The organism is Rhodococcus sp. OK302 (assembly GCF_002245895.1).
In the GTDB taxonomy this organism is placed as follows: domain Bacteria; phylum Actinomycetota; class Actinomycetes; order Mycobacteriales; family Mycobacteriaceae; genus Rhodococcus_F.
Genome location: NZ_NPJZ01000001.1, coordinates 1,701,395 through 1,725,450, shown reverse-complemented (window position 1 = coordinate 1,725,450; position 24,056 = coordinate 1,701,395). Strand labels below are relative to the sequence as shown.

At 60.5% G+C, this 24,056-nt stretch carries 25 protein-coding genes; 5 read left to right on the top strand and 20 right to left on the bottom strand.

Annotated features, from left to right (window positions below):
- Positions 1–19: 19 nt before the first annotated feature.
- Together BDB13_RS07910 and BDB13_RS07905 are read right to left on the bottom strand one after the other, a co-directional pair.
- Positions 20–346: a YnfA family protein gene (locus BDB13_RS07910; protein WP_094271150.1), complete on the bottom strand. Its 327-nt coding sequence runs from the start codon at positions 344–346 to the stop codon at positions 20–22.
- Between the two features lie 121 nt (positions 347–467).
- Entirely contained in the window at positions 468–1,394 is a 927-nt protein-coding gene (locus BDB13_RS07905) for a L,D-transpeptidase (RefSeq protein ID WP_094271149.1), read from the bottom strand.
- Between the two features lie 297 nt (positions 1,395–1,691).
- Here BDB13_RS07905 and BDB13_RS07900 point away from each other — a divergent pair, with 297 nt between their 5' ends.
- A complete protein-coding gene (locus BDB13_RS07900; RefSeq protein ID WP_094271148.1) occupies positions 1,692–3,479 on the top strand; it encodes an ABC transporter ATP-binding protein/permease in 1,788 nt (595 codons plus the stop codon).
- A 22-nt stretch (positions 3,480–3,501) separates the two neighbouring features.
- Here the strand turns inward: BDB13_RS07900 and BDB13_RS07895 are convergent, their stop codons facing one another.
- The 7 genes from BDB13_RS07895 to BDB13_RS07865 form a co-directional block, all read right to left on the bottom strand.
- Positions 3,502–5,184: an FAD-dependent oxidoreductase gene (locus tag BDB13_RS07895; protein WP_094271147.1), complete on the bottom strand. Its 1,683-nt coding sequence runs from the start codon at positions 5,182–5,184 to the stop codon at positions 3,502–3,504.
- 78 nt (positions 5,185–5,262) lie between these two features.
- On the bottom strand, positions 5,263–6,144 hold the full coding sequence (locus BDB13_RS07890; RefSeq protein ID WP_094271146.1) for a hypothetical protein: 882 nt from the start codon (positions 6,142–6,144) through the stop codon (positions 5,263–5,265).
- A gap of 15 nt (positions 6,145–6,159) precedes the next feature.
- Positions 6,160–6,378 carry a dodecin gene (locus BDB13_RS07885; RefSeq protein WP_094271145.1) on the bottom strand — a complete coding sequence of 73 codons (219 nt, stop codon included), beginning with the start codon at positions 6,376–6,378 and terminating at the stop codon, positions 6,160–6,162.
- Positions 6,379–6,395: 17 nt separating this feature from the next.
- Positions 6,396–7,607 carry a serine hydrolase domain-containing protein gene (locus BDB13_RS07880; protein ID WP_094271144.1) on the bottom strand — a complete coding sequence of 404 codons (1,212 nt, stop codon included), beginning with the start codon at positions 7,605–7,607 and terminating at the stop codon, positions 6,396–6,398.
- Positions 7,608–7,711: 104 nt separating this feature from the next.
- Positions 7,712–8,242, bottom strand: coding sequence for a DUF6764 family protein (locus BDB13_RS07875; protein ID WP_094271143.1), 531 nt, complete (start codon positions 8,240–8,242; stop codon positions 7,712–7,714).
- A gap of 48 nt (positions 8,243–8,290) precedes the next feature.
- A complete protein-coding gene (gene ligD, locus BDB13_RS07870) occupies positions 8,291–9,331 on the bottom strand; it encodes a non-homologous end-joining DNA ligase (RefSeq protein ID WP_094271142.1) in 1,041 nt (346 codons plus the stop codon).
- The gene (locus BDB13_RS07865; protein ID WP_094271141.1) at positions 9,331–10,377 is read right to left on the bottom strand and encodes an ATP-dependent DNA ligase; all 1,047 of its coding nucleotides are present in this window, start codon (positions 10,375–10,377) and stop codon (positions 9,331–9,333) included. The genes ligD and BDB13_RS07865 overlap by 1 nt, the downstream gene beginning before the upstream one ends.
- A 91-nt stretch (positions 10,378–10,468) precedes the next feature.
- Between BDB13_RS07865 and lppU the strand changes: the two genes are divergently transcribed.
- The gene (lppU, locus tag BDB13_RS07860) at positions 10,469–11,080 is read left to right on the top strand and encodes an LppU family putative lipoprotein (protein ID WP_094271140.1); all 612 of its coding nucleotides are present in this window, start codon (positions 10,469–10,471) and stop codon (positions 11,078–11,080) included.
- A gap of 52 nt (positions 11,081–11,132) precedes the next feature.
- On the opposite strand, the gene BDB13_RS07855 is transcribed toward lppU, so the two are convergent.
- From BDB13_RS07855 to BDB13_RS07845, 3 genes are all read right to left on the bottom strand, one after another.
- Positions 11,133–12,284, bottom strand: coding sequence for a magnesium and cobalt transport protein CorA (locus BDB13_RS07855; RefSeq protein ID WP_094271139.1), 1,152 nt, complete (start codon positions 12,282–12,284; stop codon positions 11,133–11,135).
- A gap of 299 nt (positions 12,285–12,583) precedes the next feature.
- Complete coding sequence (locus BDB13_RS07850; protein ID WP_094271138.1) at positions 12,584–13,048, bottom strand: nucleoside deaminase; 465 nt, start codon at positions 13,046–13,048, stop codon at positions 12,584–12,586.
- A 45-nt stretch (positions 13,049–13,093) separates the two neighbouring features.
- Positions 13,094–13,705, bottom strand: a complete 612-nt coding sequence (locus tag BDB13_RS07845; RefSeq protein WP_094274767.1) for a TetR/AcrR family transcriptional regulator — start codon at positions 13,703–13,705, stop codon at positions 13,094–13,096.
- 82 nt (positions 13,706–13,787) lie between these two features.
- Here BDB13_RS07845 and BDB13_RS07840 point away from each other — a divergent pair, with 82 nt between their 5' ends.
- Positions 13,788–14,708: an SDR family NAD(P)-dependent oxidoreductase gene (locus BDB13_RS07840; RefSeq protein WP_094271137.1), complete on the top strand. Its 921-nt coding sequence runs from the start codon at positions 13,788–13,790 to the stop codon at positions 14,706–14,708.
- Positions 14,709–14,805: 97 nt separating this feature from the next.
- Positions 14,806–15,486: a 3'-5' exonuclease gene (locus BDB13_RS07835; protein WP_094271136.1), complete on the top strand. Its 681-nt coding sequence runs from the start codon at positions 14,806–14,808 to the stop codon at positions 15,484–15,486.
- A 13-nt stretch (positions 15,487–15,499) separates the two neighbouring features.
- Here the strand turns inward: BDB13_RS07835 and BDB13_RS07830 are convergent, their stop codons facing one another.
- Positions 15,500–16,972, bottom strand: coding sequence for a class I adenylate-forming enzyme family protein (locus BDB13_RS07830; protein WP_094271135.1), 1,473 nt, complete (start codon positions 16,970–16,972; stop codon positions 15,500–15,502).
- Between the two features lie 141 nt (positions 16,973–17,113).
- On the opposite strand from BDB13_RS07830, the gene BDB13_RS07825 reads away from it, so the two are divergent.
- Positions 17,114–17,767 carry a PadR family transcriptional regulator gene (locus BDB13_RS07825; RefSeq protein ID WP_094271134.1) on the top strand — a complete coding sequence of 218 codons (654 nt, stop codon included), beginning with the start codon at positions 17,114–17,116 and terminating at the stop codon, positions 17,765–17,767.
- Between the two features lie 8 nt (positions 17,768–17,775).
- Here the strand turns inward: BDB13_RS07825 and BDB13_RS07820 are convergent, their stop codons facing one another.
- From BDB13_RS07820 to BDB13_RS07790, 7 genes are read right to left on the bottom strand one after another with little or no spacing between them, the layout of a single operon-like run.
- Positions 17,776–18,192 carry a Zn-ribbon domain-containing OB-fold protein gene (locus BDB13_RS07820; RefSeq protein WP_206040946.1) on the bottom strand — a complete coding sequence of 139 codons (417 nt, stop codon included), beginning with the start codon at positions 18,190–18,192 and terminating at the stop codon, positions 17,776–17,778.
- Between the two features lie 2 nt (positions 18,193–18,194).
- The gene (locus BDB13_RS07815; protein WP_094271132.1) at positions 18,195–19,397 is read right to left on the bottom strand and encodes a thiolase family protein; all 1,203 of its coding nucleotides are present in this window, start codon (positions 19,395–19,397) and stop codon (positions 18,195–18,197) included.
- Positions 19,397–19,852, bottom strand: a complete 456-nt coding sequence (locus BDB13_RS07810; protein WP_141210704.1) for a MaoC/PaaZ C-terminal domain-containing protein — start codon at positions 19,850–19,852, stop codon at positions 19,397–19,399. Before BDB13_RS07810 ends, BDB13_RS07815 begins: the two co-directional genes overlap by 1 nt.
- A 19-nt stretch (positions 19,853–19,871) precedes the next feature.
- On the bottom strand, positions 19,872–20,396 hold the full coding sequence (locus tag BDB13_RS07805; RefSeq protein ID WP_094271130.1) for an FAS1-like dehydratase domain-containing protein: 525 nt from the start codon (positions 20,394–20,396) through the stop codon (positions 19,872–19,874).
- 12 nt (positions 20,397–20,408) lie between these two features.
- Positions 20,409–21,680 (bottom strand): CaiB/BaiF CoA transferase family protein, encoded by a 1,272-nt coding sequence (locus BDB13_RS07800; RefSeq protein WP_094271129.1) that lies wholly within the window; start codon positions 21,678–21,680, stop codon positions 20,409–20,411.
- Positions 21,677–22,888: a CaiB/BaiF CoA transferase family protein gene (locus tag BDB13_RS07795; RefSeq protein ID WP_176459544.1), complete on the bottom strand. Its 1,212-nt coding sequence runs from the start codon at positions 22,886–22,888 to the stop codon at positions 21,677–21,679. The genes BDB13_RS07800 and BDB13_RS07795 overlap by 4 nt, the downstream gene beginning before the upstream one ends.
- Positions 22,878–24,020, bottom strand: coding sequence for an acyl-CoA dehydrogenase family protein (locus BDB13_RS07790; RefSeq protein WP_094271128.1), 1,143 nt, complete (start codon positions 24,018–24,020; stop codon positions 22,878–22,880). The genes BDB13_RS07795 and BDB13_RS07790 overlap by 11 nt, the downstream gene beginning before the upstream one ends.
- Between the last annotated feature and the right edge of the window lie 36 nt (positions 24,021–24,056).

The following is a 24,056-nucleotide window of genomic DNA, read 5'->3' as shown; positions in this document are numbered from 1 at the left end:
GCGCACAGGGCCGAAGGCCCTAGCGGGCATACATGATCACTCCGACTCCGACGAGGCAGATCACCGCACCGGCGATATCGAAACGGTCCGGCCGGAAGCCGTCCATCACCACTGCCCAGAGCAATGAACCGGCAACGAATATTCCGCCGTACGCAGCCAGGATTCGACCGAAATTGGCGTCGGGTTGCATAGTCGCAACCAAACCGTAGAGACCCAGCGAGATCACGCCGAGGCCGACCCAGATCCAGCCTTTGTGCTCACGAATCCCCTGCCATACCAACCATGCCCCACCGATTTCGAGTACGGCGGCAAGGACGAACAGCAGTAGCGAGCGAGCGACGGTCATGCCGCACAGACTAGCGTTCCGCCATCGCGCACCTGTTTCCGCGACGAAACGTACGCCTCGTCCGGATACGAAAAAGACCCGGTGCGAATACTTCTCGCACCGGGCCTTCGTCAGAATATTGTCAGCGGTTCCAGTCGCCCAATCCGTCGGTGCCGCTGAGGACTCCGCCGGCTGTGTTCTGCACGATCACGGGATCACCCTTGCCCGCATTGTCGAAGAACCATTTGGCGTTCTCGGTACTGACATTGAGGCAACCGTGGCTCACGTTGGTGAACCCCTGCTGCGCTACCGACCAGGGTGCCGCGTGAACGAAGATGCCACTGTAGGAGATTCGCGACGCGTACTCGACGTAGGTGCGATAGCCCTCGGGCGAGTTGATCGGAACGCCATAGGTAGACGAGTCCATGTACATATCGCGCAGTTGCTCGCCGACGATGTAGGTGCCGTTCGGGGTTTCGTGGCCGGGCTTACCGAAGGACGTCGGCATGGTGCGAACCACTTCACCATTGCGTGTGACGGTGATCTGCTTGGTGTTGTCGTCGGCGACGGTGACGAGTGCATCACCGATGTTGAACGTGGAGTGCGAATCTCCGGCGTCGACGGTCACGGAGATATTGGCCGGCCAGAACTGCGCCGGCTTCCAGCGAACCTGGCTGTCGTTGATCCAGTAGAAGCTACCGTCGACAGCTGGGTTGGTCGTGACGCGAATTGCGCGTTCCGCGGTAGCACGGTCACCGATCGCTTCGTTGAATCGAATGATGACGGGCTGGGCAATTCCGACGCGCTCACCGTTGGACGGGTTGACCGACGGCGCCGAGAAGTTGGGGACACCGATGGGCGGGACCGGAATCTGCGCCGGAGTACCCAGGAAGCCGGGCATCGCCGGATCCAATCCGGGAATGCCGGCAACGACGGGCACCGGAACATCCGGTCCACCCGGATAAAGCGGGAAAGCCGCGGCAGGTCCGGCAAGAGCGAGTCCGGCCGCCACTACCCCGACAATTGCCACGGCGATCCGTGACGTCCGACGTACTCGTTTGCTGACCATGTCACTTCTTTCGTTCGTTCACGTGCATACGCATGCCATGCGAGGCGGCGTCGGCACCCGCCTGGTGCCGACGCCAACGTCCCTGTTCTCCGCTTAACGGCCAACAGGCACGATCGGGAGCAAACCTCACATTCCCCTTGTTATTAACACACAAAACGGAAAATCGGGCAATACGAGTGTTCGCTGGACCGTAGCTACCGCGGGTGCGCACGTTTGACGACACGCATTTCGGTCAACCCGCAAGTAGCTTCCGTATCTGACGGGATCGGCTTTCCGTTTTCACGACGGAGGTGCACGGTGAACTGGAGCAGCGCCGTACCTGACAGCGCGCTGTGGCTGGCCAAGGCCTACGCGATCACTGTGGTGATTCTGGCGATCACGGTGATGCTGCTGGCGCGTTTCACCCGTTGGGGACGCCAGTTTCGACGGATGGCGTGGCCGTACTTCAATCCTCGGCGTACCCCGGTTCCGATGCTGATCCTCGCAGTCTTGTTGCTGCTCACCGTCTTCGGTGTCCGCGTGACCGTGCTGTTCTCCTACTGGTTCAAGGATTTCTACGACACCATCCAAAACCTCGACGAAGACGGATTCTGGCACTACCTCGGAGTATTCGCCATCCTGGCCGTCATCCACGTCGTGACTTCTCTGGTCACCTACCTGGTGGGGCAAACCCTCGAGATCAAGTGGCGTATCTGGCTCAACGATCAACTGACCGACGATTGGCTCGACGGCCGGGCCTACTACCGAGGAAATTTTCTGGCGGACCCGATCGACAATCCTGATCAGCGCATCCAGACGGACATCACAACCTTCGTGGCATCTTCGGACACGCTGTCGATGGGCGCTGTCACCGCGATGGTGTCGATCGTGAGCTTCACCAGAATCTTGTGGGATCTCTCCGGACCGCTGACCATCTTCGGTACCGAGATCCCGCGGGCCATGATCTTCCTGGTCTACATCTACGTGCTGGTGAGCACGGCGCTCGCGTTCTGGATCGGCCGTCCGCTGATCATGCTGAACTTCATGAACGAGAAACTCGGGGCAACCTTCCGCTACGCCTTGGTGCGTCTGCGCGAATACGGTGAAAGCATCGCCTTCTATCGCGGCGAGAACGTCGAACGCCGAACACTGGGAACGCGTTTCGCTGCCGTTATCCGCAACATGTGGGCCATCGTTTTTCGGACGCTCAAATTCAGCGGTTTCAATCTGGCGGTGAATCAGACTGCGGTCATCTTCCCCTTCCTGGTGCAGGGGTCGCGGCTGTTCAAAGGTCAGGTGACGTTCGGCGACGTCATGCAGACCGCGCAAGCCTTTGGCCAAGTTCATGATTCACTGTCGTTCTTCCGTGAGTCGTACGCAGATTTCGCGAGTTTCCGGGCCACCCTCATCCGCCTTACCGGCCTCGCCAACGCCAATCAGCGTGCCCGCGCACTACCGATACTCGACGTCTCCGAGTCCGGGGACCAACTCGTCATCCGTAGACTCGACGTGCGCGTGCCTTCCGGTGAAACCTTGATCTCCGAACTTGACCTGACTCTGGTTTCCGGCGACGCCCTACTGGTCAAAGGTGCGTCGGGCAGCGGCAAGACCACCCTGCTACGCAGTCTCGCGCAGTTGTGGCCGTACGCGGACGGATCCGTGACGCGGCCGACCGGCGAAACCCTTTTCCTCTCACAACGCCCGTATCTGCCCCTCGGCTCGCTGCGCGCGGGGTTGGCATATCCGGATCAGCAGGCCGCCGACGACGGCACACTCCGGGCGGTCCTGGATAAGGTGCAACTCACTCATCTGGCCGACCGACTCGACGAGGTGGCCGATTGGACCCGGATTCTTTCACCCGGCGAACAACAGCGACTGGCATTCGCGCGGGTTGTGTTGGTCCACCCCCGGACCGTGTTCCTCGACGAGGCAACGTCCGCGATCGACGAAGGACTCGAATACTCGTTGTACAGGATGCTCCGCGACGAGTTGCCCGACAGCATTGTCGTCAGCGTGGGTCATCGCAGCACGCTGAACATTTTCCACAATCGCCAACTCGAACTGCAGGGTTCGGGACAGTGGTCACTCACCGAACAGGTGGAGTGAGACGGTCCCGAACCTGCAGTCGTCAGCTCTCGGCGCGAGCTGCTGCGAGCATCGATTCAATGGAGATGAACTTGGTTCGCGGGCGCCCCACGGCAGCACCGGAAGCGCGTTCTGCCTTGTCGATACGCTGCCATCCCTGATAGTCCACCTGATCCGGCGAGCGATCCGCGAGCAGGACCGTCAGCTTCTCGGAATCAGCTTCGGGAGTTGCCAGGCGTCCACTGGCAAAGTCGTCGAAAATCATCGACACAGTCTCGGCCGAGCAGTACTTGTTCGTGCCGATCACGCCGCTGGGTCCGCGCTTGATCCAGCCTGCAACGTAGACACCCGGTATCGGAGTTCCGGATTCCGTATCGATGACCCGGCCGTTCTCGTTGGGAATGACGCCCCGCGCCTCGTCGAACGGCAGATCTGCGACGGGAGTTCCGCGGTAGCCGACGGACCGTAGGACCAGTCCGGTGTCGATGGTTTCGGTTTCCGAGGTGGCCCGCGCCGAGAGCTGACCCGTCGGCGTTGCTACCAGCTCGTTTTTCACGATGCGCACCTGCTCCACAGCACCGTCTCCGAGAATCTCCACCGGCGAGGCGAGGAACCGCAGCACGATGCGCTTGCGTGCGGGATCAGCGGTGCGCGACGCGAATTCCTGCGCCTGCTTGACCTTGAGCAGCACCGACGGTTCTGCTGCGTCACTCTCGACAAATGCGCGGCTGGCGTCGTCGAGTTCGGCCTCAGCCGGATCGACCACCACGTCGACATCGGCCATCAGACCCAGCGCCAACAGTTCGGGGTTGGTGTAAGCGGCCTGCGCCGGACCGCGACGCCCCAGGATCACAACTTCACGAATATTGCTCTTACGCAACGCTTCCAGTGCATGGTCGGCAAGGTCAGTCTTTGCAAGCACGTCGGGATCCGTAACCAGAATGCGTGCGACATCGAGGGCGACATTGCCGTTGCCAACGATGACGGCCCGCTCACCGGACAGATCGAACGTGCGGTCCGCGTAACTCGGGTGACCGTTGTACCAGGCCACGAACTCTGTCGCGGCGTGACTCCCCGGCAGATCCTCACCGGGGATATCGAGCTTGCGGTCGCCGGCTGCACCGACCGCGTAGATCACTGCATGGTGATGCTCGAGCAGTTCGGCATGCGAGATGTGGTTTCCCACCTCGACATTGAAATGGCAATGCACGGTTTTCTTGGCGACGACGGCACGGAACTGGTCGGTGACGCCCTTGGTGCCCGGATGGTCCGGGGCAACGCCCGCGCGAACCAATCCGTACGGCGTGGGCAGGCGATCGAAGATGTCGACCTCGACGCGAGGCTTGCCGGTCAGTTCCATTGCGGCGTAACAGGCTGCCGGACCGGAGCCGACGATAGCAACCTTCAATGTTCCCAGTTCGGCATCGATCTTGGCCATCTTGATCGGCTCGGGCCAGTCCGGACCCATCGGATGCTTTTCGAAGTACGACGCGTTCATTGCGAGGTACGGCGCGTCAGCTTCGCTGAGCTCGTTGTCGGGGAAAATGGCCTCGACCGGGCACTCGTCCACACACGCACCGCAGTCGATGCAGGTGTCGGGGTCGATGTAGAGCATTTCGGTGGTCGCGAATTGCGCTTCGTCCGGTGTCGGATGAATGCAGTTGACCGGACACACGTCAACACACGAGGCGTCGTTGCAGCACGGCTGCGTGATCACATACGCCATAGCTTTCCCCTATCCCTGAAACACGAGCACATCTATGTCCAGACTATAACGTGTTCCAATTCGGCGCGAGAATCGTTGTCAGACGACTCCATTGCATTTCAACACGAAAATGGCCTTCACCGTGGCATGACCACGCCATTCCAGCGTCGCGGCCGGTGAATAACTGTCGAAATCCACGCTCCACCCACCATCGGCCTGCTGCCGGGACGCCAGGGCCGACAGTTCAGCGGACATCACCTCCGCATCGAAAAGGGAACGCGAGGGGCCACCGGGAAACGGAGAGAAATCGAGTGGCCGCATGTTCTCGTCCACCGCTCCACCTTCGACGTGAACCACACCGTTCCGCGGAATCCGAACACCAAGCTTCTCCGTCAACGATTCGACCTCGGGATACTGCCGATCAATCGAATCGAGAAATTGCAGCGCGAACGCCAACTCGAGAGCGCCCAGAACCCCGGCACTGTTGATCGCATCGAGACAGAACCGAACTGCCGCACCGAACCACGGATGCTGCGCCACCACGGGATCGAACTCGGCAACCCTCGCCGCAGCCGCGCACACAATTGCGGTGATCTGCAACGACGATGCACTCGGATCGGCACTCACCCAGAACGGAGCGCACGCCGCCGGATCCGAAATCGGAAGTGCAAACGGCAAACCACCGTCCGCGAGCGAGACCGACTGCAACCAGTCGCACAGTTCGCGGGCCTGTGGCGTCGGCGCACCGACATCTGCAAACACCTCGAAGGCGTGCAGCGCACCTCCCGGCTGACTGGATGCCGAACGCAGATCGGGTTCGAGGCCCCAGCCGTATCCACCGTCGAGGTTGCGATAACCGTCGACGGCCGCCAGTGCCGCGTCGCGATTTCCCTGCCCGAGCACAAGATTCAGTCGATGCCGATCGACGGTCCGGGCATGTCCGGCCATGAATTGGACTGCGGCCGAAAGGTCAACGCCCACACATCACCTCGAAACTCAGATTTCGCCGTTGTCGATTCGGAATCCGACCTTCAACGTGACCTGAAAATGAGCCACCACACCGTTCTCGATGTGGCCGCGAGTTTCCACCACCTCGAACCATTCGAGATTGCGCACAGTCTCGTTGGCCCGGGCGATTGCCGTACGGATTGCCGCGTCACTGCTTTCCGTGGACGAACCGACAATCTCCGTCACGCGATACACGTTGCTGCTCATAATGTTCCCTTCAGTTGTCAGGCCCGGCGTGCCAACTCCTGCGCCTCCGCACCCAATCGTGCCAATCGAAGATCACCCAGCGCTGTCACCGCGCTACCCAGCCTGTTGGTAGTAAAGCCCAACGAGAGACCGCTGTCGAGATCTGCATACGCTCCCGAACCGCCAACACCGTAGTGTCCGATGGCGTTACGCGGTTGTCGACGCGCAGCAATGATCGGCGGGTGATACCCGAGTGCCCAGTTAGGCCGCACCGCAAGCACGTAGTCACGATCACGCGTCTGGATCGTTGCCATCTGTTCGATGGTCGATTCCTTCAGGAACCGCTTCCCGTCGATCATGCCGCCGTTTGCGATGGCGCCGTACATCTTTGCCAGGGCCCGGGCGCTGAACACGCCGTTCCAGCCTGGCATCACCGCGTCGTGTACCGCCGGGTTACGCACCATGACGTCGAATCCGTCGGGCATCGCCGCCTCGGCCAGTCCGCGGGTCGGTCCGACGTGAGAGAGCACAGTTGAAGCAAACGCCCAGTTGAGTCCGGCAGGGTTGATGTGCGGGAACAGCTTTGCGATGCGTGTTCGCTCGGATTCAGGTACGCGATACCAGAACTCGTCGATGCCGAGCGGCTTCGCAATTTCAGCATCGACAACATCCGTGAAGGGCATACCCGTCACCCGGGAAACCAATTCGGCGACCAGCCAGCCGTAGGTCACAGCGTGATAGCCGGGGCCCTTGAGCCGACGCGGATCCGGTTTGCTGGCCGCCAACGCCGCTACGACGGCGTCGTAGTTCATGAGATCGAGCGGACGTGGCATCAGACCACGCACTTTGTGTAGTCCGGCTCGGTGCGACATCAATTCACGGACGGTGATCTCCTCTTTGCCGGCCGCCCCGAATTCCGGCCAGTACTGAGCTACCGGTGCGTCGTAGTCGATGAGCCCACGCTCGGCCAACCGATGTACGACGGTGCTGGCCACACCTTTACCGGTGGAAAACGAGAGTGCGACGGTGTCGTGGTCCCAACGACGATCCCGGTCGGCGTATCCAGCCCAGATGTCGAGTACTTTCTCGCCGCCCTGGTACGCGACCAGCGCGCCGCCGCCTTGCTGCGGTTGCCGGTACATCGCAAAGAATCGGTCGGCCAGCGGCAGGAATCGCCGATCCACATGCAGTTCGGTTCGAGCGGGCACCTCTGCGTGTGCGAGTGAACCGCGTCGAGCATTGGCAGTCATCGCGTCCTCCGATCCCGTAGATCAAGACAAACCGCCTGATCGACCACTACAGCTTTACATCATTGTGACCGGTGTCACGATGTGAACTGTAGCGCCGGGCCCAGTCAGGGCAGCGCCCAGGTCGAGGTTCCGTCGTTGAAACACCCCTGACCAGTTGCGACGTTGAAAACCAACGAGGGTCCGCCGTCACAGATCGCTCCCACGTCAGCGTCTCCAACGGCGGCTCGGCCACCGGGACCACTCAGAACCACCGAGAAGGGCGACGACGTGGTGCGGCCGAGCGCAAGCGAGTCCGGCCCGAAGGCAAATGCCGCCAGCATTCCGCCTCGGGCCTCCGCCGCGCCTACCCCGCCGAACAGTCCGAAACCGGCAGCCAGACCCCCGTCTCTGGCGTCAGCAGCTCCGATTCCGTCCTGTTCGACGTGAGAGATCGCTGAACTGGTGGGATCGACCACCGCCCGGCAGGCCGAGTGGCCGTCCACCATCGTTTGATCCTGGCCGTTGCGATCGCCACCCCTGGCCGCACAATCCAACGTGGCGGCCGATGCGGGGGAACCTGCGATCAGTATTCCTGAGGCTGCGACGGCCGCACCACCGGCGGCCGACGCGACTATTCGATAAATCCGGCGATCCATGCCAACCCCCACGATGCACTGACTGTTCCGATATGTCCGGTTCAGACGCTACCCGTCTTCGTGCGGTCTATCTCGGTCTCGGCTCGGCTGCACGCGTTTCGGTTCGCCCGGCATCTTGGGATAGTTCGGTGGATACGGAAGATCACCCAGCCCCGCAGCGAGGTCCTTCTCATACATCTCGAGCAGGATTTCGAGTGAAAATGCCTTGTCGTGCATCGCAGCCATCGGATCGCCGCGCTCGGCCAGTAGGCCCGGAACCGTGGAAATCGTGCAATCGTCAGGATGCACGTCGCGTAACTCTTCCCAGGTCACCGGGGTAGATACCGTCGCGATGGGAGTTTTGCGCGCAGAATACGCAGCCGCAATGGTTCGGTCCCGAGCATTCTGATTGAAGTCGACGAATATCCGTTGACCGCGCTCCTCTTTCCACCAGGCCGTCGTCGCTCGATCGCCGCTGCGGCGCTCCATCTCTCGGGCCAGGGCGATGCCGGCATGTCGAACCTCGACAAAATCCCAGCGAGGTTCGAGCGGAATGTAGACGTGTACCCCACGCCCGCCAGAGGTCTTGGCGAAGCCTTCCAACCCGAGTTCCTCGAGCAGCGGACGCAACACCTCATCCGCGATGGCAACGGCGTCGGCGAAGTCCGTTCCGGGTTGCGGATCAAGATCGATTCGAAGCTCATCCGGATGATCGGTGTCGGGGCACTTGACGGCCCACGGGTGGAACGTGATGGTTCCGAGGTTTGCCGCCCACACGATGTTTGCGGCGCTCTGCACCCGCAATACGTCGGCCTTTCGCCCGGACGGAAAGGTGACCTCACACGATTCCACGTGCTCAGGACGCTTGGCGGGCAACCGTTTTTGATACACCTCTTCGCCTTCGATTCCGTCGGGGAACCGTTGGAGGTGTGTGGGTCGATCCTTGAGTGCCCGCAGCGCTGCACCCTGGAGAGCGACGGTCCGGTAGTACTCCACCAGATGACGTTTGGTGCCACCCTCGGTGCCGAGCTTGGGGTAGTAGATCTTGTCGGGGCTGGAGAGACGGACCGCGATACCGTCGACATCCAGTTCTTCTGCCGGACTAGCCATCACACACCACCTGCAAGGACATCTGCGAAGTCGTACCGCACGGGAACCTCCAACTGATCGAATGTGCACTCGTCGGGCACTCGGTCCGGACGCCAACGCAGGAACCGCGCGGCATGCCGGAAACGCGCCCCTTCCATCTGGTCGTACGCCACTTCCAGCACCCGCTCCGGACGGAGCGGTATCCAGGAACGATCAGCGGCCGACCGCCACCTGCTGGCCTCACCCTCCGCTACGACGTCGTCACCGACGCGCAACGGTTCGAGTTCAGCCAGCAACTCGATACGTCGTGCGGCGGTGAATGCAGAAGCGCCACCGACCATCTTCAATTCCGTACCGTCGAACAAACCCAGGAGCATGGAACCGATACCCGGTTGGCTCTTGTGCGGACGGTAGCCGAGCAGTACGACATCCGCAGTCCGGGCATGCTTGACCTTGATCATCTCGCGCTTGTTCGGTAGGTAAGGCCCGACGAGCTTTTTGGCGACCACGCCGTCCAGACCCGCGCCTTCGAACATCTCGAACCAACGCATCGCTTCACCAGAGTCGGAGGTGGCGGCTGTGACGTGGCAACTCGGACCCCCACCGATACTGTCGACCAACAACTTCCGTCGTTCCCCGAAGTCCTCGACCGAGGTGTCCCGATCGCCTAACGCCAAGAGATCGAACCCGACAAATTGCGCCGGAGTCTGCTCGGCGAGAAGTGCCACTCGACTTGCCGCCGGATGAATACGCTCCGACAACGCTTCCCAGCTCAGACGCGTCACCCCGTCGACGTCCTGCGGCACCAGCAGCTCGCCGTCCACGACGCAGCGCTCGGGTAATTCGGCCCGGACGGCGGCGACCATTTCCGGAAAGTACCGAGCCAGGTCTTTGCCTCCGCGTGATCCGAGGACCACGTCGTCGCCGTCCCGAAAGATGATTGCCCGAAAGCCGTCCCATTTCGGTTCGTACGACCACGTCAGTTCACCGGACTCTGGCTGCACTGGCACGGTGGCCGCAGCCTTGGCCAACATGGGAGCGAGCGGCGGCATCAAAGGAAGGTCCACCCACCCATCCTGACAGTCCGGTTCGCAATTCGACTACCGATGTAATGGAATAGGTCCCAAACAATCCAAGAACGAAGAAGCGAGGAACCCCATGTCCGAAATCGTCCGGAGACTATGCGCTGCGGTGATCGCAACGTCAGCCATTGCGGCTTTCACGGTCGGTTGCAGTTCAGATATCGAGCCCAAGGCCATCGCGGAATCATCATCCGTGGTGACTGAGACGACGATCCCCACTACCTCCAAGATCAACGGTCAAGAAGGCGTCGACGACGGCGGCGACGTCGACATCGATGTGGCGATCGGCGACTGCGTCGAACTCAGCGGCACCGCCCACGATGCGAAAATCGACAATGCAGACTGCGGAAGCATGGAATCCAACTACAAGGTGGTCTCCAAAGCGCCGACGTCCGACGACTGTGCCACTGATGTCGATTCTGCGTACTACGAAACGTTTGCCGGCGACGAGCAAGGCGCTGTATGTCTGGATATCGACTGGGTTGTCGGTGGCTGCATCGACATGGGCACCGACTCGAATGACGATCAACCGGTCCGTATCGATTGCTCGTCGAGCGGCGGAACCAATCCCGTTCGGGTAGTAGAGATTCTGCAGAATTCCAGCTCGTACACGGACTGCAGTGGCGAAGCCGATTCGGGACTCGAGTACCCGGAGCGAAACTTCACGGTGTGTATCGCGGAACTGTAAAACACTGTGCGCCTTTATTACCCGCGGGCGGGTAATAAAGGCGCACAGCAGGTTAGAGCCAGCCCCGCCTCTTGAAGACCGTATACAGAGTTCCGCACGTCAACACCATCATCGAGAGCGCAAACGGATACCCCAACTGCCAGTGCAGTTCCGGCATATCGTCGAAGTTCATTCCGTACACGGTTCCGATCAAGGTCGGGGCGAAGAGAATCGCTGCCCACGCCGAGACCTTCTTGATTTCCTCGTTCTGCGCATAGCTCGCATGCGTGAGGTTGCGCATTTCTTCATTCTGGTTCTGCGACACCAACGTTGCGTTCACGGTCAAGATATTGCCGAGGAGCTGACGAAATCCGTCGGCCTGCTCCACAACCGTCGTCGCATGGTCGGTGACGTCGCGGAGATAGCGCTGCAACTCTTCATCTGTGTGGTACTTGTCGAATCCGGCCGACAATCCTCGAAGCATGCCCAGCAGCGGCCGTGTGGCCCGCTGAAATTCGATCACTTCTCGGGTCAACTCATAGATACGACGCGATACCCCGGGGTCACCACTGAAAACTTCGGTTTCGATCTCGTCGATGTCGTTCTGCAAACCGGCGACGACGGGCGCGTATCCGTCGACCACGGCGTCGAGGATTGCATAGAGAACTGCCTCGGTACCGAGTCGGAGCAGATCGGGATCGCTCTCCATCCTGGTCCGCACCGCGGAGAGATCCGGGGACTCACTGTGGCGAACTGTGAGAATGAAGTTGGGACCGCAAAAGATATGCAGCTCACCGAATTCGACGCGCTCGGTCTCGTCGCGGTACCGAGCGGCACGCAGGACAACGAACAGCGTTTCTCCGTATCGCTCGAGTTTGGGCCGCTGATGCGCAACGATCGCGTCCTCGACTGCCAGCTCGTGAAGATCGAAATGCTGTGCCGCGGCGTACAACTGAGCATCGTCGGGCCGATACATACCGATCCAGGCCATCGACTGCGAGTCCGGAAGACACGACAGCGCTTCGGCCAGCGTCGACGGCGTGGCGATCCGCTCACCGTCGCGATACACACCACTGTTGACGATGGTGGATTCAACCGGCGCGACGTCATCGACCGACGACGGCTTCACGACGACGCGAGCACCGCGGTTGTGACCGGAACGCGATTCACCGAAACCGGCAGAACGACGAGGCAAAGCTGACCGGGAAAACTTGAATTCGGGCATGCTGCAACAGCTTTCAAAGGAAGTGAACGGCAGTGCCCCCAGGACGCAATGGGCCCGAAGCAGTAACCGATGAACGCACGATGAAGCTACGGCGAAACATCCAGTGACCTGGTGCGCGGTAGCTTCAGTTGGTACTCGGAGGTTGGCCTCTCATTACAAGCCACACCTCCTCTTCCCTAAATTCTCATTCGAACGTCAGTCGAGCCTCGAGCCCTGACCGCACACGACGCCCACACTTTACCCCGCCTTCAGGCATTGGACAAACCGAGCGCGGGAATCACCAACCGTGAATACACCTTTCAGGGTGCGGTGCCGATATCTTCGTTCCACAGATCTGGCTGGGCCTCGATAAATTCGGCCATCAGCTCGATGCAGCGCCGATCGGCGAGAACCGTGACCGACACATTGTTTTCGCGAAGCCACTCATGCCCACCGGTAAACGTCACGCTCTCCCCGACGATCAGCGAACCGATATTGAACTGACGCACCAACCCACTGCAGTACCAACAAGGTGAGAGCGTCGTCACCATGGTGGTCGACCGATAATCACGTTGACGTCCCGCGGCCCGGAATGCATCGGTCTCACCGTGCACCGAAGGATCATCGTGTTGAACGCGGCGATTACGGCCGCTACCGAGGAGGGTCCCGTCGGAGGCGAAGAGCGCCGCGCCGATCGGAATTCCGCCTTCACGTTTCCCCAACTCTGCCTGGGCAATCGCGATCTCCAGCATCTGCTCGGGATCAAGCATCTCCGTCTTCGCCATGGCTCATACTCTGGGCGCAATATCCGACCAATACAACAGTCGGACTCAGGCGCGTAGGCCTCCGATCAACAGTTCCACGATCTCGTCGGCCAGCGCCTCGGTTTCTGCGAGCGCCTGACCTTCGCGATGCCGATACCAGAGGTCGACGCCATTGAGACTGCTGAGCAGGACTTTTGCGGCCATTCGCGGCGACGCCACCCGAACTGAACCGTCTGCGACGCCTTCAGCCATCACCTCTTCGAAGAGGTTCTCGTAGTCGAGTCGGAGAGCGTTCAACTCCACCAGCGCCTGCCGCTGCCGCGGTTTGAGCGCCGAACTCATCTGCCCGCGAACGCCTTGATGGATTGCGTGATGGTGGCCGAGGTGCGTCATCAGATTGATCAGATGCGCCCGCGACATCGCTTGAAGCCGCTCGAGTCCGGTTCCTCCCGCACTCACTTCCTCGTCGATCTCGGCCCGGAGCCGGTTCATACCGTGCTCGAAGACTGCGAGGTAGATGTCGAACTTCGACCGAAAGTGGTAATAGACAAGACCTTTGGTAGCGCCGATGCGGTCTGCCAGATCGTCGATCGTGGTCGAGGCGTAGCCGTCGGCAGCAAAAGCGTCGGCCGCTGCCCTGATGATCACGGAGCGCATATCCGGCACGTCAGCACTCATCATTCACCGTTCCCTACCTTGACTGTTGATGCCCTTTGGCATAGTAATACTCAGTAGTATCCCAGATCAGAGAGGTTTTCCCATGTCGTTGGATTTCTCAGGCAAGGTCGCAATCATCACCGGCGCCGGCGGTGGCCTCGGCCGTGCCCACGCGCTGGCACTCGCATCACGCGGCGCACGCGTCGTCGTCAATGACATGGGAGGCTCCGTCAACGGCAGCGGCAGCGGCGGCGCCGACACCGCAGCAGCCAAGGTCGTCGCGGAAATCATCGAACAGGGCGGCGAAGCGATTGCCGATCACTGCGACATCACCAACGCCGACGCCGTTGCCGCAATGGTCGCCGCCGCAATCGAGAAGTGGGGCCGCGTCGACATTCTGATCAACAACGCCGGAATCCTGCGCGACAAGTCCTTCATCAAGGCCGAACTCGACGACTTCCGCAAGGTCATCGACGTTCACCTCATGGGTTCCGTCATCTGCTCCAAGGCAGTCTGGCCGCACATGGTCGAGCAGAACTACGGCCGCATCCTCATGACGACGTCCGCCTCGGGCATCTACGGCAACTTCGGTCAGGCCAACTACGGCGCCGCCAAGTCCGGCGTCGTCGGCCTGATGAACGTGCTTTCCATCGAAGGCGAGCGCAAGGGCATTCGCGTCAACTCCCTCGCACCGACGGCTGCGACCCGCATGACCGAGGATCTTCTCGACGAGGCGACTCTCGCTCTCCTCGCCCCCGAGTCGATTTCACCCGGCGCACTGTTCATGGTCTCCGACGACGCCCCCACCAAAACGATCCTCAGCGCCGGCGCGGGTGTGTTTGCGATCGCCCGTATGGAGGAGTCGCAGGGCGTCTATATCCCCCAGGATGCGCTCTCCCCCGAGGTCGTTGCCGAGCGCTGGGCCGAGATCAGTGACATGACCGATTCCGTCCAGGTGGCTGCAGCCTTCGATCAGACTCGTCGTTTCGTCGAAAAGGCAGTGGCCGAGAAATCTGCCGTCTGATGTAGTCGGCACGGTGTCCGACGAGAGTGATCGGGCACCGTGTCGGTACCTCGGTGCATAGTGATCCGGACATGATCTTTGCACCGAAAGGCCCACGATGAGTAGCTGGTCAGATCGCCCGATCTGCGCGTTCGACCTCGAGACCACCGGGCGCGATCCCTCCACCGCCCGGATCGTCAGCGCGTGCGTTGCTGTCGTGGACGGATCTCAGGTCGAAACACGCACCTGGCTACTCGATCCCGGCGTCGACATACCGGCCGGCGCAATCGCGATCCACGGAATTACCACCGAGTATGCGGCCGAGCACGGGCAGAATTACGCCGAGGGCTACGAAGAAATTCGTGAAGCGCTCCACAATTCGTGGGCCCGCGACCACGCCGTCGTCGCGTTCAATGCGTCCTACGACCTCACGGTCATGCACGCGGAGGGTCTTCGAATCGGTAAGCCCGCTCTAGTTCCCGGCCTGGTCATCGATCCGTACGTCATCGATCGTGCGATGGATAAATTCCGCAAGGGGAAACGCAGCTTGGCCGCAGTATGCGAGTTCTACGGAATTGCGCTCGAATCCGCACATGAGGCGGAGGCCGACGCAATGGCCGCAGCTCACCTCGCGCACGCACTGGCGGTTCGTTTTCCCGAGCTCGCCGAGCTGGATCTCATGGTGGATCAAGCGGATTGGCACGGCGAACGCCAGCGCGATTTTGCGCAGTACCTGATCGATCAGGGCAAGGATGCGTCAGACGTCGACGACCAGTGGCCTATTCGCACCATCGCATGATGCGAATCGCGCCTCAGAGCCGTTCCGAAATCTGCTTCCGAAGTTCCTCTCGAGACTGTTTCCCGGTGTGCGTTCTCGGCAGCATTTCCAATTCGACGTAGACACGCGGCACCTTGTACGCATTCAATCGTTCACGGCAAAAATCGATCAGATCATCGGAATCGACGCGGCGGCTGGGAATCGGAATCACGCACGCGACAAGTCGTTGGCCCTGGCGTTCGTCTGCCACTCCGATCACCACAGCTTCGAGGATCAGGGGATGCTGCAACAAGACCGTCTCGACTTCTTGTGGGTACACGTTGAATCCGCTGACGATCACCATGTCTTTGGCACGCGAAACGACATAGAGATTTCCGTCGTCATCCGTCCATCCGATGTCACCGGTCCTTAACCATCCGTCGCTGTCCACAGTGTTGTCGATCGTCGATTCCGAGACTTCGCCCGCTTCGAGGTAGCCGGACATGACGTTGTAGCCGGAGCAGAGAACGTGACCGTCGACATCCGGCGGGAGTGGGTAGCCGTAGTCGTCGACGATCCGGATATCAAGGCCGTCAATGGGAGTCAGCATTGCGAGCGAACCCGGCCCACCCTCGATGATGCTGCCGATCGCGACGGTTCCGCAGGCTTCGGTAAGTCCGTAGCCGACGAACATGCGTGTGATACCGAGCTCGCGGCAGGCTGCTCGCATGCGATCGAGCGGAACCTCGGAACCGCCGCTCACTGCCATCCGGCATACCGTTCCGATGTCCTCCCTGCCACTGTTCACGAGATCGAACAGAATGGTCGGCGGACCCATCACCACGCTGACTCGGTCGCGGACTATGACATCGGCAAGGTCTGATCGGTTGTACTGCTCGACCACCCGGACTGATGCTCCTACAGCCATTGCAGTCAGCAGCACTCCGTTGAATCCGAACGAATGGGCAAACGGGACCGCGCCGATCACGCGATCAGCACTCGTCAACTCGAGCCTGTCTGCCACTGCGGCGTACAACCGTGTCAACTGTCCGTGAGTCATGGGAACCTGTTTGGACGCACCCGTCGAACCAGACGTGGACAGAATCAGAGCGACATCGTCGCGCTCGGCAACCCTCCGGTCGGCTCGAGGCCGTGTGATTTTCGCAGAGCGCATGACGTCCACAATTCGGGAGTCGTCGATGACCAACACCGGAACTGTGACATTCAGAATTCGTGAATACTCCAGGCCGCTGACACCGTGCCCGATGGGAACGGCTGTTGCGCCGGCGCAGATGATCCCCAGGGCGATGCAGACCCAATCCATGGAGTTCCGACCAGCGAGAACCACACGGTCTCCCGGTTGTACACCCGAATTCGCGAGAACGGACGCGACTCGCAAGGCGTGGTCCGCAAGTTCGCCGTAAGTGATTTCCCGACGGCCGTCGAGCAGCGCCACCCGGTCTCGGTACCGCTCCGCCAAGACCAAGCAGAGCTCGTCGAGCGTCTGCGCGGGAAAATCACGCTGCATGCCTGCATTCAAGCATTCACCCTGCGCAGGATTCGACGGACCTCCCGGTGAGCGGTGTCCCCATTCTGCACCGATATTACTTTTCAAAATATTTCTAACAGAACTACTTTGCAATGGCCTACCGACGGGTAATCTTCGATCATGGCCAAGGACGAAACGCCCACAGATGTGCCCTCTCTGAGACCCACGAGTTGGGCTGTTCTCGGTCTGTTGTCCTTCGGATCCGAACTTTCGGGATACGACCTCAAGAAGTGGGCAGACTGGAGCCTGCGTTTCTTCTACTGGGCTCCGTCGTACAGTCAGATCTACAGCGAACTCAAAAGCCTCGAAGCGCACGGCTTTGCAACATCGCGCGTCGTGAGTACCAACGACGTCAAAAGTAAGCGACTCTACAAAATCACACCCGCTGGAACCGACGCTGCGGCTCTGTGGGCGAACGAATCCCCAGTCGAACCCGCTGTACTCAAACACGGTGTCATGCTTCGAATGTGGCTCGGCCATCTCGCAGACCCCGACAAGTTGCAATCCGCTCTCACCGAGCATCGAGACCAATCGGAGAAGATGCGAATACGCGCCATCGCCGATGCCGAAGGCGCTTCCGAAGAGCCCGGCTGGGCCTATCCAGAACTCGTATTGCGCTGGTCGGAAATGTATTACGAATCCGAACGAGATCGCGCAAACTGGATGTTGGAGAACATGTCCCGACTCGCCCTGGATAAATCCTCAGCGGGGCGTGCACGACGAAAGAAGCCGACACCACTGACACCGAACGAGCTTCGCAAGCACGACAACTGAATCGACACTCACGCCGCCGCAACCGGCCGATATCGAAGCAGCGTGATGTCCCGCTCCGGATAGTCGCAGAATACGGGTTCCACGCGCATACCTACGCTCAGTTCCACATCACCGACATCCACCAATTCGGTACTGAACCGTGGCCCCTCGTCCCACTGCACAACCGCCAGGAATTGCGGCAACGAATCCGACCACGGCGGCGCCGTCGGGCGGTCTGCAACCGTGTAGGTATACAGCGTGCCCATCCCACTGATTTCGCGCCATTCGAGGTCGTCAGCCAGCGTGCGAGGGGCCAAAACACGCGGGTAGAACACAAATGCTTCCGAAGACGGCGAATATTGGATTCTGATCTTGTTCTCTCGCAATGCATCCCAGAATGGAGCAGAAACGGGGGTCGGTTCCGGAAACGGCTTTTCGATCGACATCACTAATCTCCTTGGAGGATCAACGCAACTTGTTCACTCATGATGCCGCCGTTGCCGGTGATGAAAGCCGTATTGCAGTCGTCGACCTGCGCGTCACCGGACCTGCCCATCAACTGCCGGACACCGTCGCACACATGGTGCATTCCACCGGCCATTCCTGCTTGCCCGAAGGACAATTGGCCGCCGGCCGTATTCAGGGGGAAGTCACCACGGAAGGTCAGGTCCCGCGAGGACACCCACTCCATACCCTTCCCCTTCTCGCAGAAGCCTGCGTCCTCGAGGCTCATCACTACCGTGATCGTGTAGCAGTCGTAGATCGACGCCATATCCACTGCCGAACGCGAGATACCGGCCATGTCGAACGCCGTGTTTGCCGCCTTCGCAATGGGCGTCCGCACCATGTCTTCTGCATAAGTCGGCGTCTTGAATGACACGTGCTCACCGAATCCCTTGATCCACACCGGCCGATTGCGACCACGACGTGCGATATCCGCGTTGGCGACGACGACACCTGCCCCGCCCTGGACCCGCATGACCACTTCGAGCATCCGAATGGGGTCTGCAATCATCGGACTCGCCAACACGTCTTCGATGGTGATCGGCTTTCCGTGGAACACAGCGCCGGGGGTAGCGCAGGCATTGGTCCGCTGGTCCACCGCGATCTTTGCGGTAGCTCGCTCGTCGTACCCGAATTCCGCGGCATACCGCTGAGCAATCTGCGCGTAGGGCGCGTTCTGACCGAGATTGCCGTACGGAATCTCGAATTCTGCCTGAGGAGAACCGAACTTGCCGCTCGAGGCGCCGAGATACCCCGGATCCACAGCCGGCTGAATTCGAGATTTCGGGGTCATGAACGAGCCCGGAACGATCACCAACACCGCGTCGCAGATACCCAATTCGACGGCAGCTGCAGCGCGCCACACCATTCCGGCGGCCGTAGCACCACCGAGGTCGACACGTTCACCGAAATTCAGTGGAATTCCGAGATACTCGGAGAGCGTGGCGGGAGCAAACATCTCGGATTCCGCAATCCCGTGCGTGACAAGACCGTTGATCTGCGATGCCTCGAGCCCAGCATCGTCGATCGCCATTTTGGAGAGCATCGCCCACTGCTCGATGGTGAACTGTTCCGGTCGAGTCTGCTTACGTTGCGCCGGCAATTCACAGAATCCGACTATTGCAGCTTCACCGCGCAGACCGGACATCAGGAGACTCCATTCGATGGAAATTCGGGTCGACGAGGCAAAGACACGGTCGCCGTTCCCGGCATCAGGATCGTGCCGTCACGTACACCGGCGAGCTCCAGATCGACCAGCGTCCTTCCGTTCTCGTCCCGCTTGCCCGTCACGATGCCCGTGAACTCCAACGGTTCCTCCGGGAAAGCAACGGCCCGATTGGATGCCGAGAAGTTCACCAACGACCCAGCGCCACCGATCCAATCTGTGACGACCCGGGCAAGCAGCGCTGCTTGGAGCGGACCCTGCACCACAACGTCCGGATACCCCTCGACATCTACGGCCCAGCTACGGTCGTAGTGGATTCGGTGCCCGTTGTAAGTCGCTGCACTGAAAAGGAACATCTGTAATTGGTTGACGCTCACATGGAGGACCGGGATCGAATCGCCGGTCTGTACGTCGTCGAAATACACCTGCGGTGACATGACTGCCATCTCTCCCTCGCTACGGACGCGCGATCATCGAGGTGGTGGCCTCGGCCAGCACCTCGTCGTTCTGATTTGTGTACGTGGTTCTCCAGGTCACCAGTACGAACCGGCCGGAGCGTCCACGCTTCTCCTCCACCGAATCCACTACACGCACACTGGTGACCACATCGCCGTCGTAGCCTGGCCCGAAGAATGTGGTGTTCTCTCCGCCTGCCATACGTTTGGGGCACAACGGGAAAACCAGATTTCCGGAGGCCGCGCCGGAAGATCCATCCACTCGGAGCTCCGGAATCGGAGTCACCCCGAGGATCGCGTACTGCAAATACAGTGGAGGACAGACGATACCGCGATACCCGTGGGCTCGAGCGTAGGCACCGTCAAAGTACAACGCGTTGGTCTCACCGACGGACACAGCCCACCGTTGCCAATCCCGTGCGACGACGGCACCGGTGGCCTCGGAGACAACATCCCCGATTCGCGCTGCGACTTCGTCGGGAATCAGGGATTCCGAATCCGCAATCAAGATCAAATTCTCAGTCATAGTCTTTCTCTCTCAAGCTATTTGATGGTCGGTCACTAGTCCGGAATCCTCGAGTTCGGCATACTTCTCGTCGGAATATCCGAGAACCTTCTTGTAGACGTACTCGTTGTCCTCACCGAATCCCGGAAGCACTCGACCGAAAGCCAGATCGAATCCCTCAGCCCGCCAGGGATGTCCCGGATATCGATAGGTTCCCACCGAAGGATGTGATCGTTCCTGGAACCACTCACGTTCACGGAGGTGGGGATCCACCAGTACGGCGCACTCGTTCATGACCACGCCGGAAGGGATTCCCAATTCCTGCAGATCACGAACGATACTGTCCGCTCCCAATTCGCGAGTCCATCGAGAAATGCGATCCCGGATACCCACTGAATTCGATAGTCGGGCAGGCGCATCCGAACCGGACTCCGCGAAACCGTCGCCACCGACCACTCCTGCCAACGCCACCCAGTCCCGATCGTCTCGTACAGAGATCGCAACCCAGACATCTTCGTCCGCGCTGAGGAAAACATCCTGCAGCACATGGGGATCCGCGTTTCCGAGTATCTCCGGAACTCTGTCGTTGACCTGGGCGTCGAGTACGAACTCACCGATCTCCGCCATGACATTCTCGGCTTGCGCGAACTCGACCAGACCACCGACACCCGTGTGCTCCCGGTCCCAGAGCGCGGCCATCACGGCGAAGGCCAGCCCCGCCGGCGCCGCTTCGTCCATGTGGTAGTTCTCTCCGGCGGAATCCGGCTCCTCACCCTCGTAACCGTCCATCGCCGCTATTCCGACCAGCGAGTTGAAGTTGGGCCCGTAACCGAGGTAGTCACTCATCGGACCGGTCATACCGAGCGGAGGCATTCGAGCGACGATCAACCGCGGATTGATCTCGAGCAGACGCTCGTGTCCCAGCCCCAACTTCTCCAACGTGCCATTCGAATTATTCTCCACCAGAACGTCACTGACTTTGATCAGCTCGATCGCCGCAGCGCGGCCTTCCTCGGTGTCGAGGTTCATGCACGCCGACAGCTTGTTCCGGGAATGCCAGTTGAACAGCGCAGTACGGTCGTAAGGCCGCTCGCCGGGATCCTTATCCGGATAGGTGCCACCGTGGTAGCCGGTCTGCGCGATCGACTCCTTCGTGGTCTTCGCCGAGACCTGCCTGCTGATCCGGTTGTTTCCTTCCAGGCGAATCACTTCCGCGCCCAGGTCACCCAACAATGCGGTAGCCCCCGGACCCGACCAAACGACGGTCAAATCCACGACGCGGATACCTTCGAGTGGGTAGTTCATTCGGATCCTCCTGCAGTCGTGAAGGACTCACGGATCTCTGGCCCATGTTGGTCGAGTGTCGGCGCGGTGTGGCGCAACCGGAACCCGTTGGCCATCCGCCACGGCGCTCCGGTGTAGTCCAACGTTCCGGCGACGGGATGGGAACCACGAACGAAAGCACCTCTGCTACGAAAGTGCTCGTGACGGAGCAGTTCCGAAACGTCGAGATACGCAGTGACGGGGATACGCGCCGCTTCGCACCGCTCCATTATCGCCACCTTCGGGCGCACGGCAAACCACTCGGTGACGTAGTCCATGAACTCTTCACGATCGGTACCGACAATCGTTTCCCGCCCGTGATAGCGCGAATGGAATTCACGATCGTCCTCACTCACGATGTCGACCAGTCGATTCCAGAAGGCCTGATTGGTCACGTACAGCATCACAAAACCGTCATTGGCCCGGAACGGGCCGGTGAAGGTCACGCCGTGCCGATGCGGACTACGAACTCCGCGTGGGGCATTCATGCCGGAATAGGCCGCAGACACCAGATACGACGCTCGACGATCCGCTCCCGCTAGCAGAACCTCCTGACCGGATACGTCGATCACCGATCCCCCGCCAGTACGCCGCGCACTGAACAGCCCTGCCATCGTGGCCTCTCCGGCGGTACGTCCGATCGTGTAGTGCTCGAGCAGACCAGGCTTTCGCAACGGGGCACGATCTGCTCCGCCGGTCGCGTTCATCGGCCCACCGGCAGCTTGAAGAACCAAACCTGTCGCTTCACGATCCCGATACGGTCCACTCTGACCGAATGCACTGATTCGTGTGATCACCAGACGAGGGTTTCTCGCCTGCAACACATCCGGGCCCAGACCCAGCTTCTCCAGGTGGCCCGGCCGGAAGGACTCCACAACGGCGTCGGCAGTGTCGATGAGGCGCAGCAGTACCTCGCGGTCCGAGTCCGATTCCAGGTCCAGAACCAGAGACTTCTTGTTGGTGTTCAGATGCAGGAAGAGTGCGCTTCGTTCCGGATCGGGAACATCTCCGGGGAAGGGCCCCCAGGACCGTGTCAGGCTTCCGGTGCCAGGCTTTTCGATCTTCACGACGTCCGCACCGAAGTCGGCAAACATCTTTGTGGCGTACTCACCAGCTACCCACCGAGAAAGATCCAGGATTCGCAGGTCTTGGAGAGCCTGACGTGGTTCCGCGCGCGATTCATCGGACAAGACCAAGCTCCTTCTGCAACCAGGTGGCAGCGATATCTGCTGTGCCGAAGCGTATTTCCGTGACCTTTGCTCGTTCGGACCACAGATGCAGGTCAGTCTCGAGGACATACCCCATTCCGCCGTGCAACTGATGACCGTCGAGCGTCGCCCGCTTGTACGCTTCGCTGCAGTGCATTTTCGCGATTGCGACTGCACGTGTGGCCGATTCTCCCCGGGCAACCCACCAGACCGCCTGCGCAGCCGCCAACCGGGCGCCTTCTATCGAAATGTGCATATCGGCGACAATGTGTTGCGCAGCTTGAAAACTGCCGATCGACCGCCCGAACTGCTCGCGCTGGGCGACGTAGTTCACCGTCCGTTCCAGGACTGCGGCGGCGCCCCCCACCATCTCCATGCATTGCAGAGCCACCGCCGCGTCCGCAACCCAACGGACATCGTCGCGGCTCAGCCCCTTCCCACTCTCGCCGAGAGAAACCGCGTCGTCCGATACGTAGACATCGACCAGTTCCACACGACTGATCTTCTCGCCGGACATTGTCGAGAGCACGACACTGTTCCAGCCCGCGTCGGCCGGATTCACGAAGGCGCCGATCAGTCGTTCGGGTTCGGCGAACACCGTCGTACGGGCGGTCAACAGAACCACGTCCGCGATCGAAGTATTCACGGCAAACGCGATAGTGCCGTTGAGTAGCCATCCACCCGGAGCCGGCGTTGCGGTTACGGCGGGACGGATATCCGCTGCATCGGACGGATTCCAGGCCGCGACGGTGGCGCGAAGGTCGCCGCCGGCCACACCGGACAGATACCGACTGCGTTGCTCCGGTGAGGCCAGACGGCCGACGGCTACACCGAATTGCAATGTGCTGTAGACAATTGACGGGCACAGTACCCGTCCGCCTTCACGGAAGAACACACCGAGTTCGTACAACCCCGCACCACCGCCGCCGTACTCTTCGTCTATCGCCAAACCCAGCACGCCGACCTCTGCCAGCGCCGCCATCAACTTGTCGGGAATTCCGTCCGACGTCGGCCCCGCCAATTCACGCACCAGGCTGGTCGGACATTGTTTAGCCAGTACCGCGCTCACCATCGCCTGCAGATCGAGTTGATCTTGGGTCGCAACAAGTTTCATCAGCGATCTCCTACGCGGTCGAGGAATGTCAAGGTC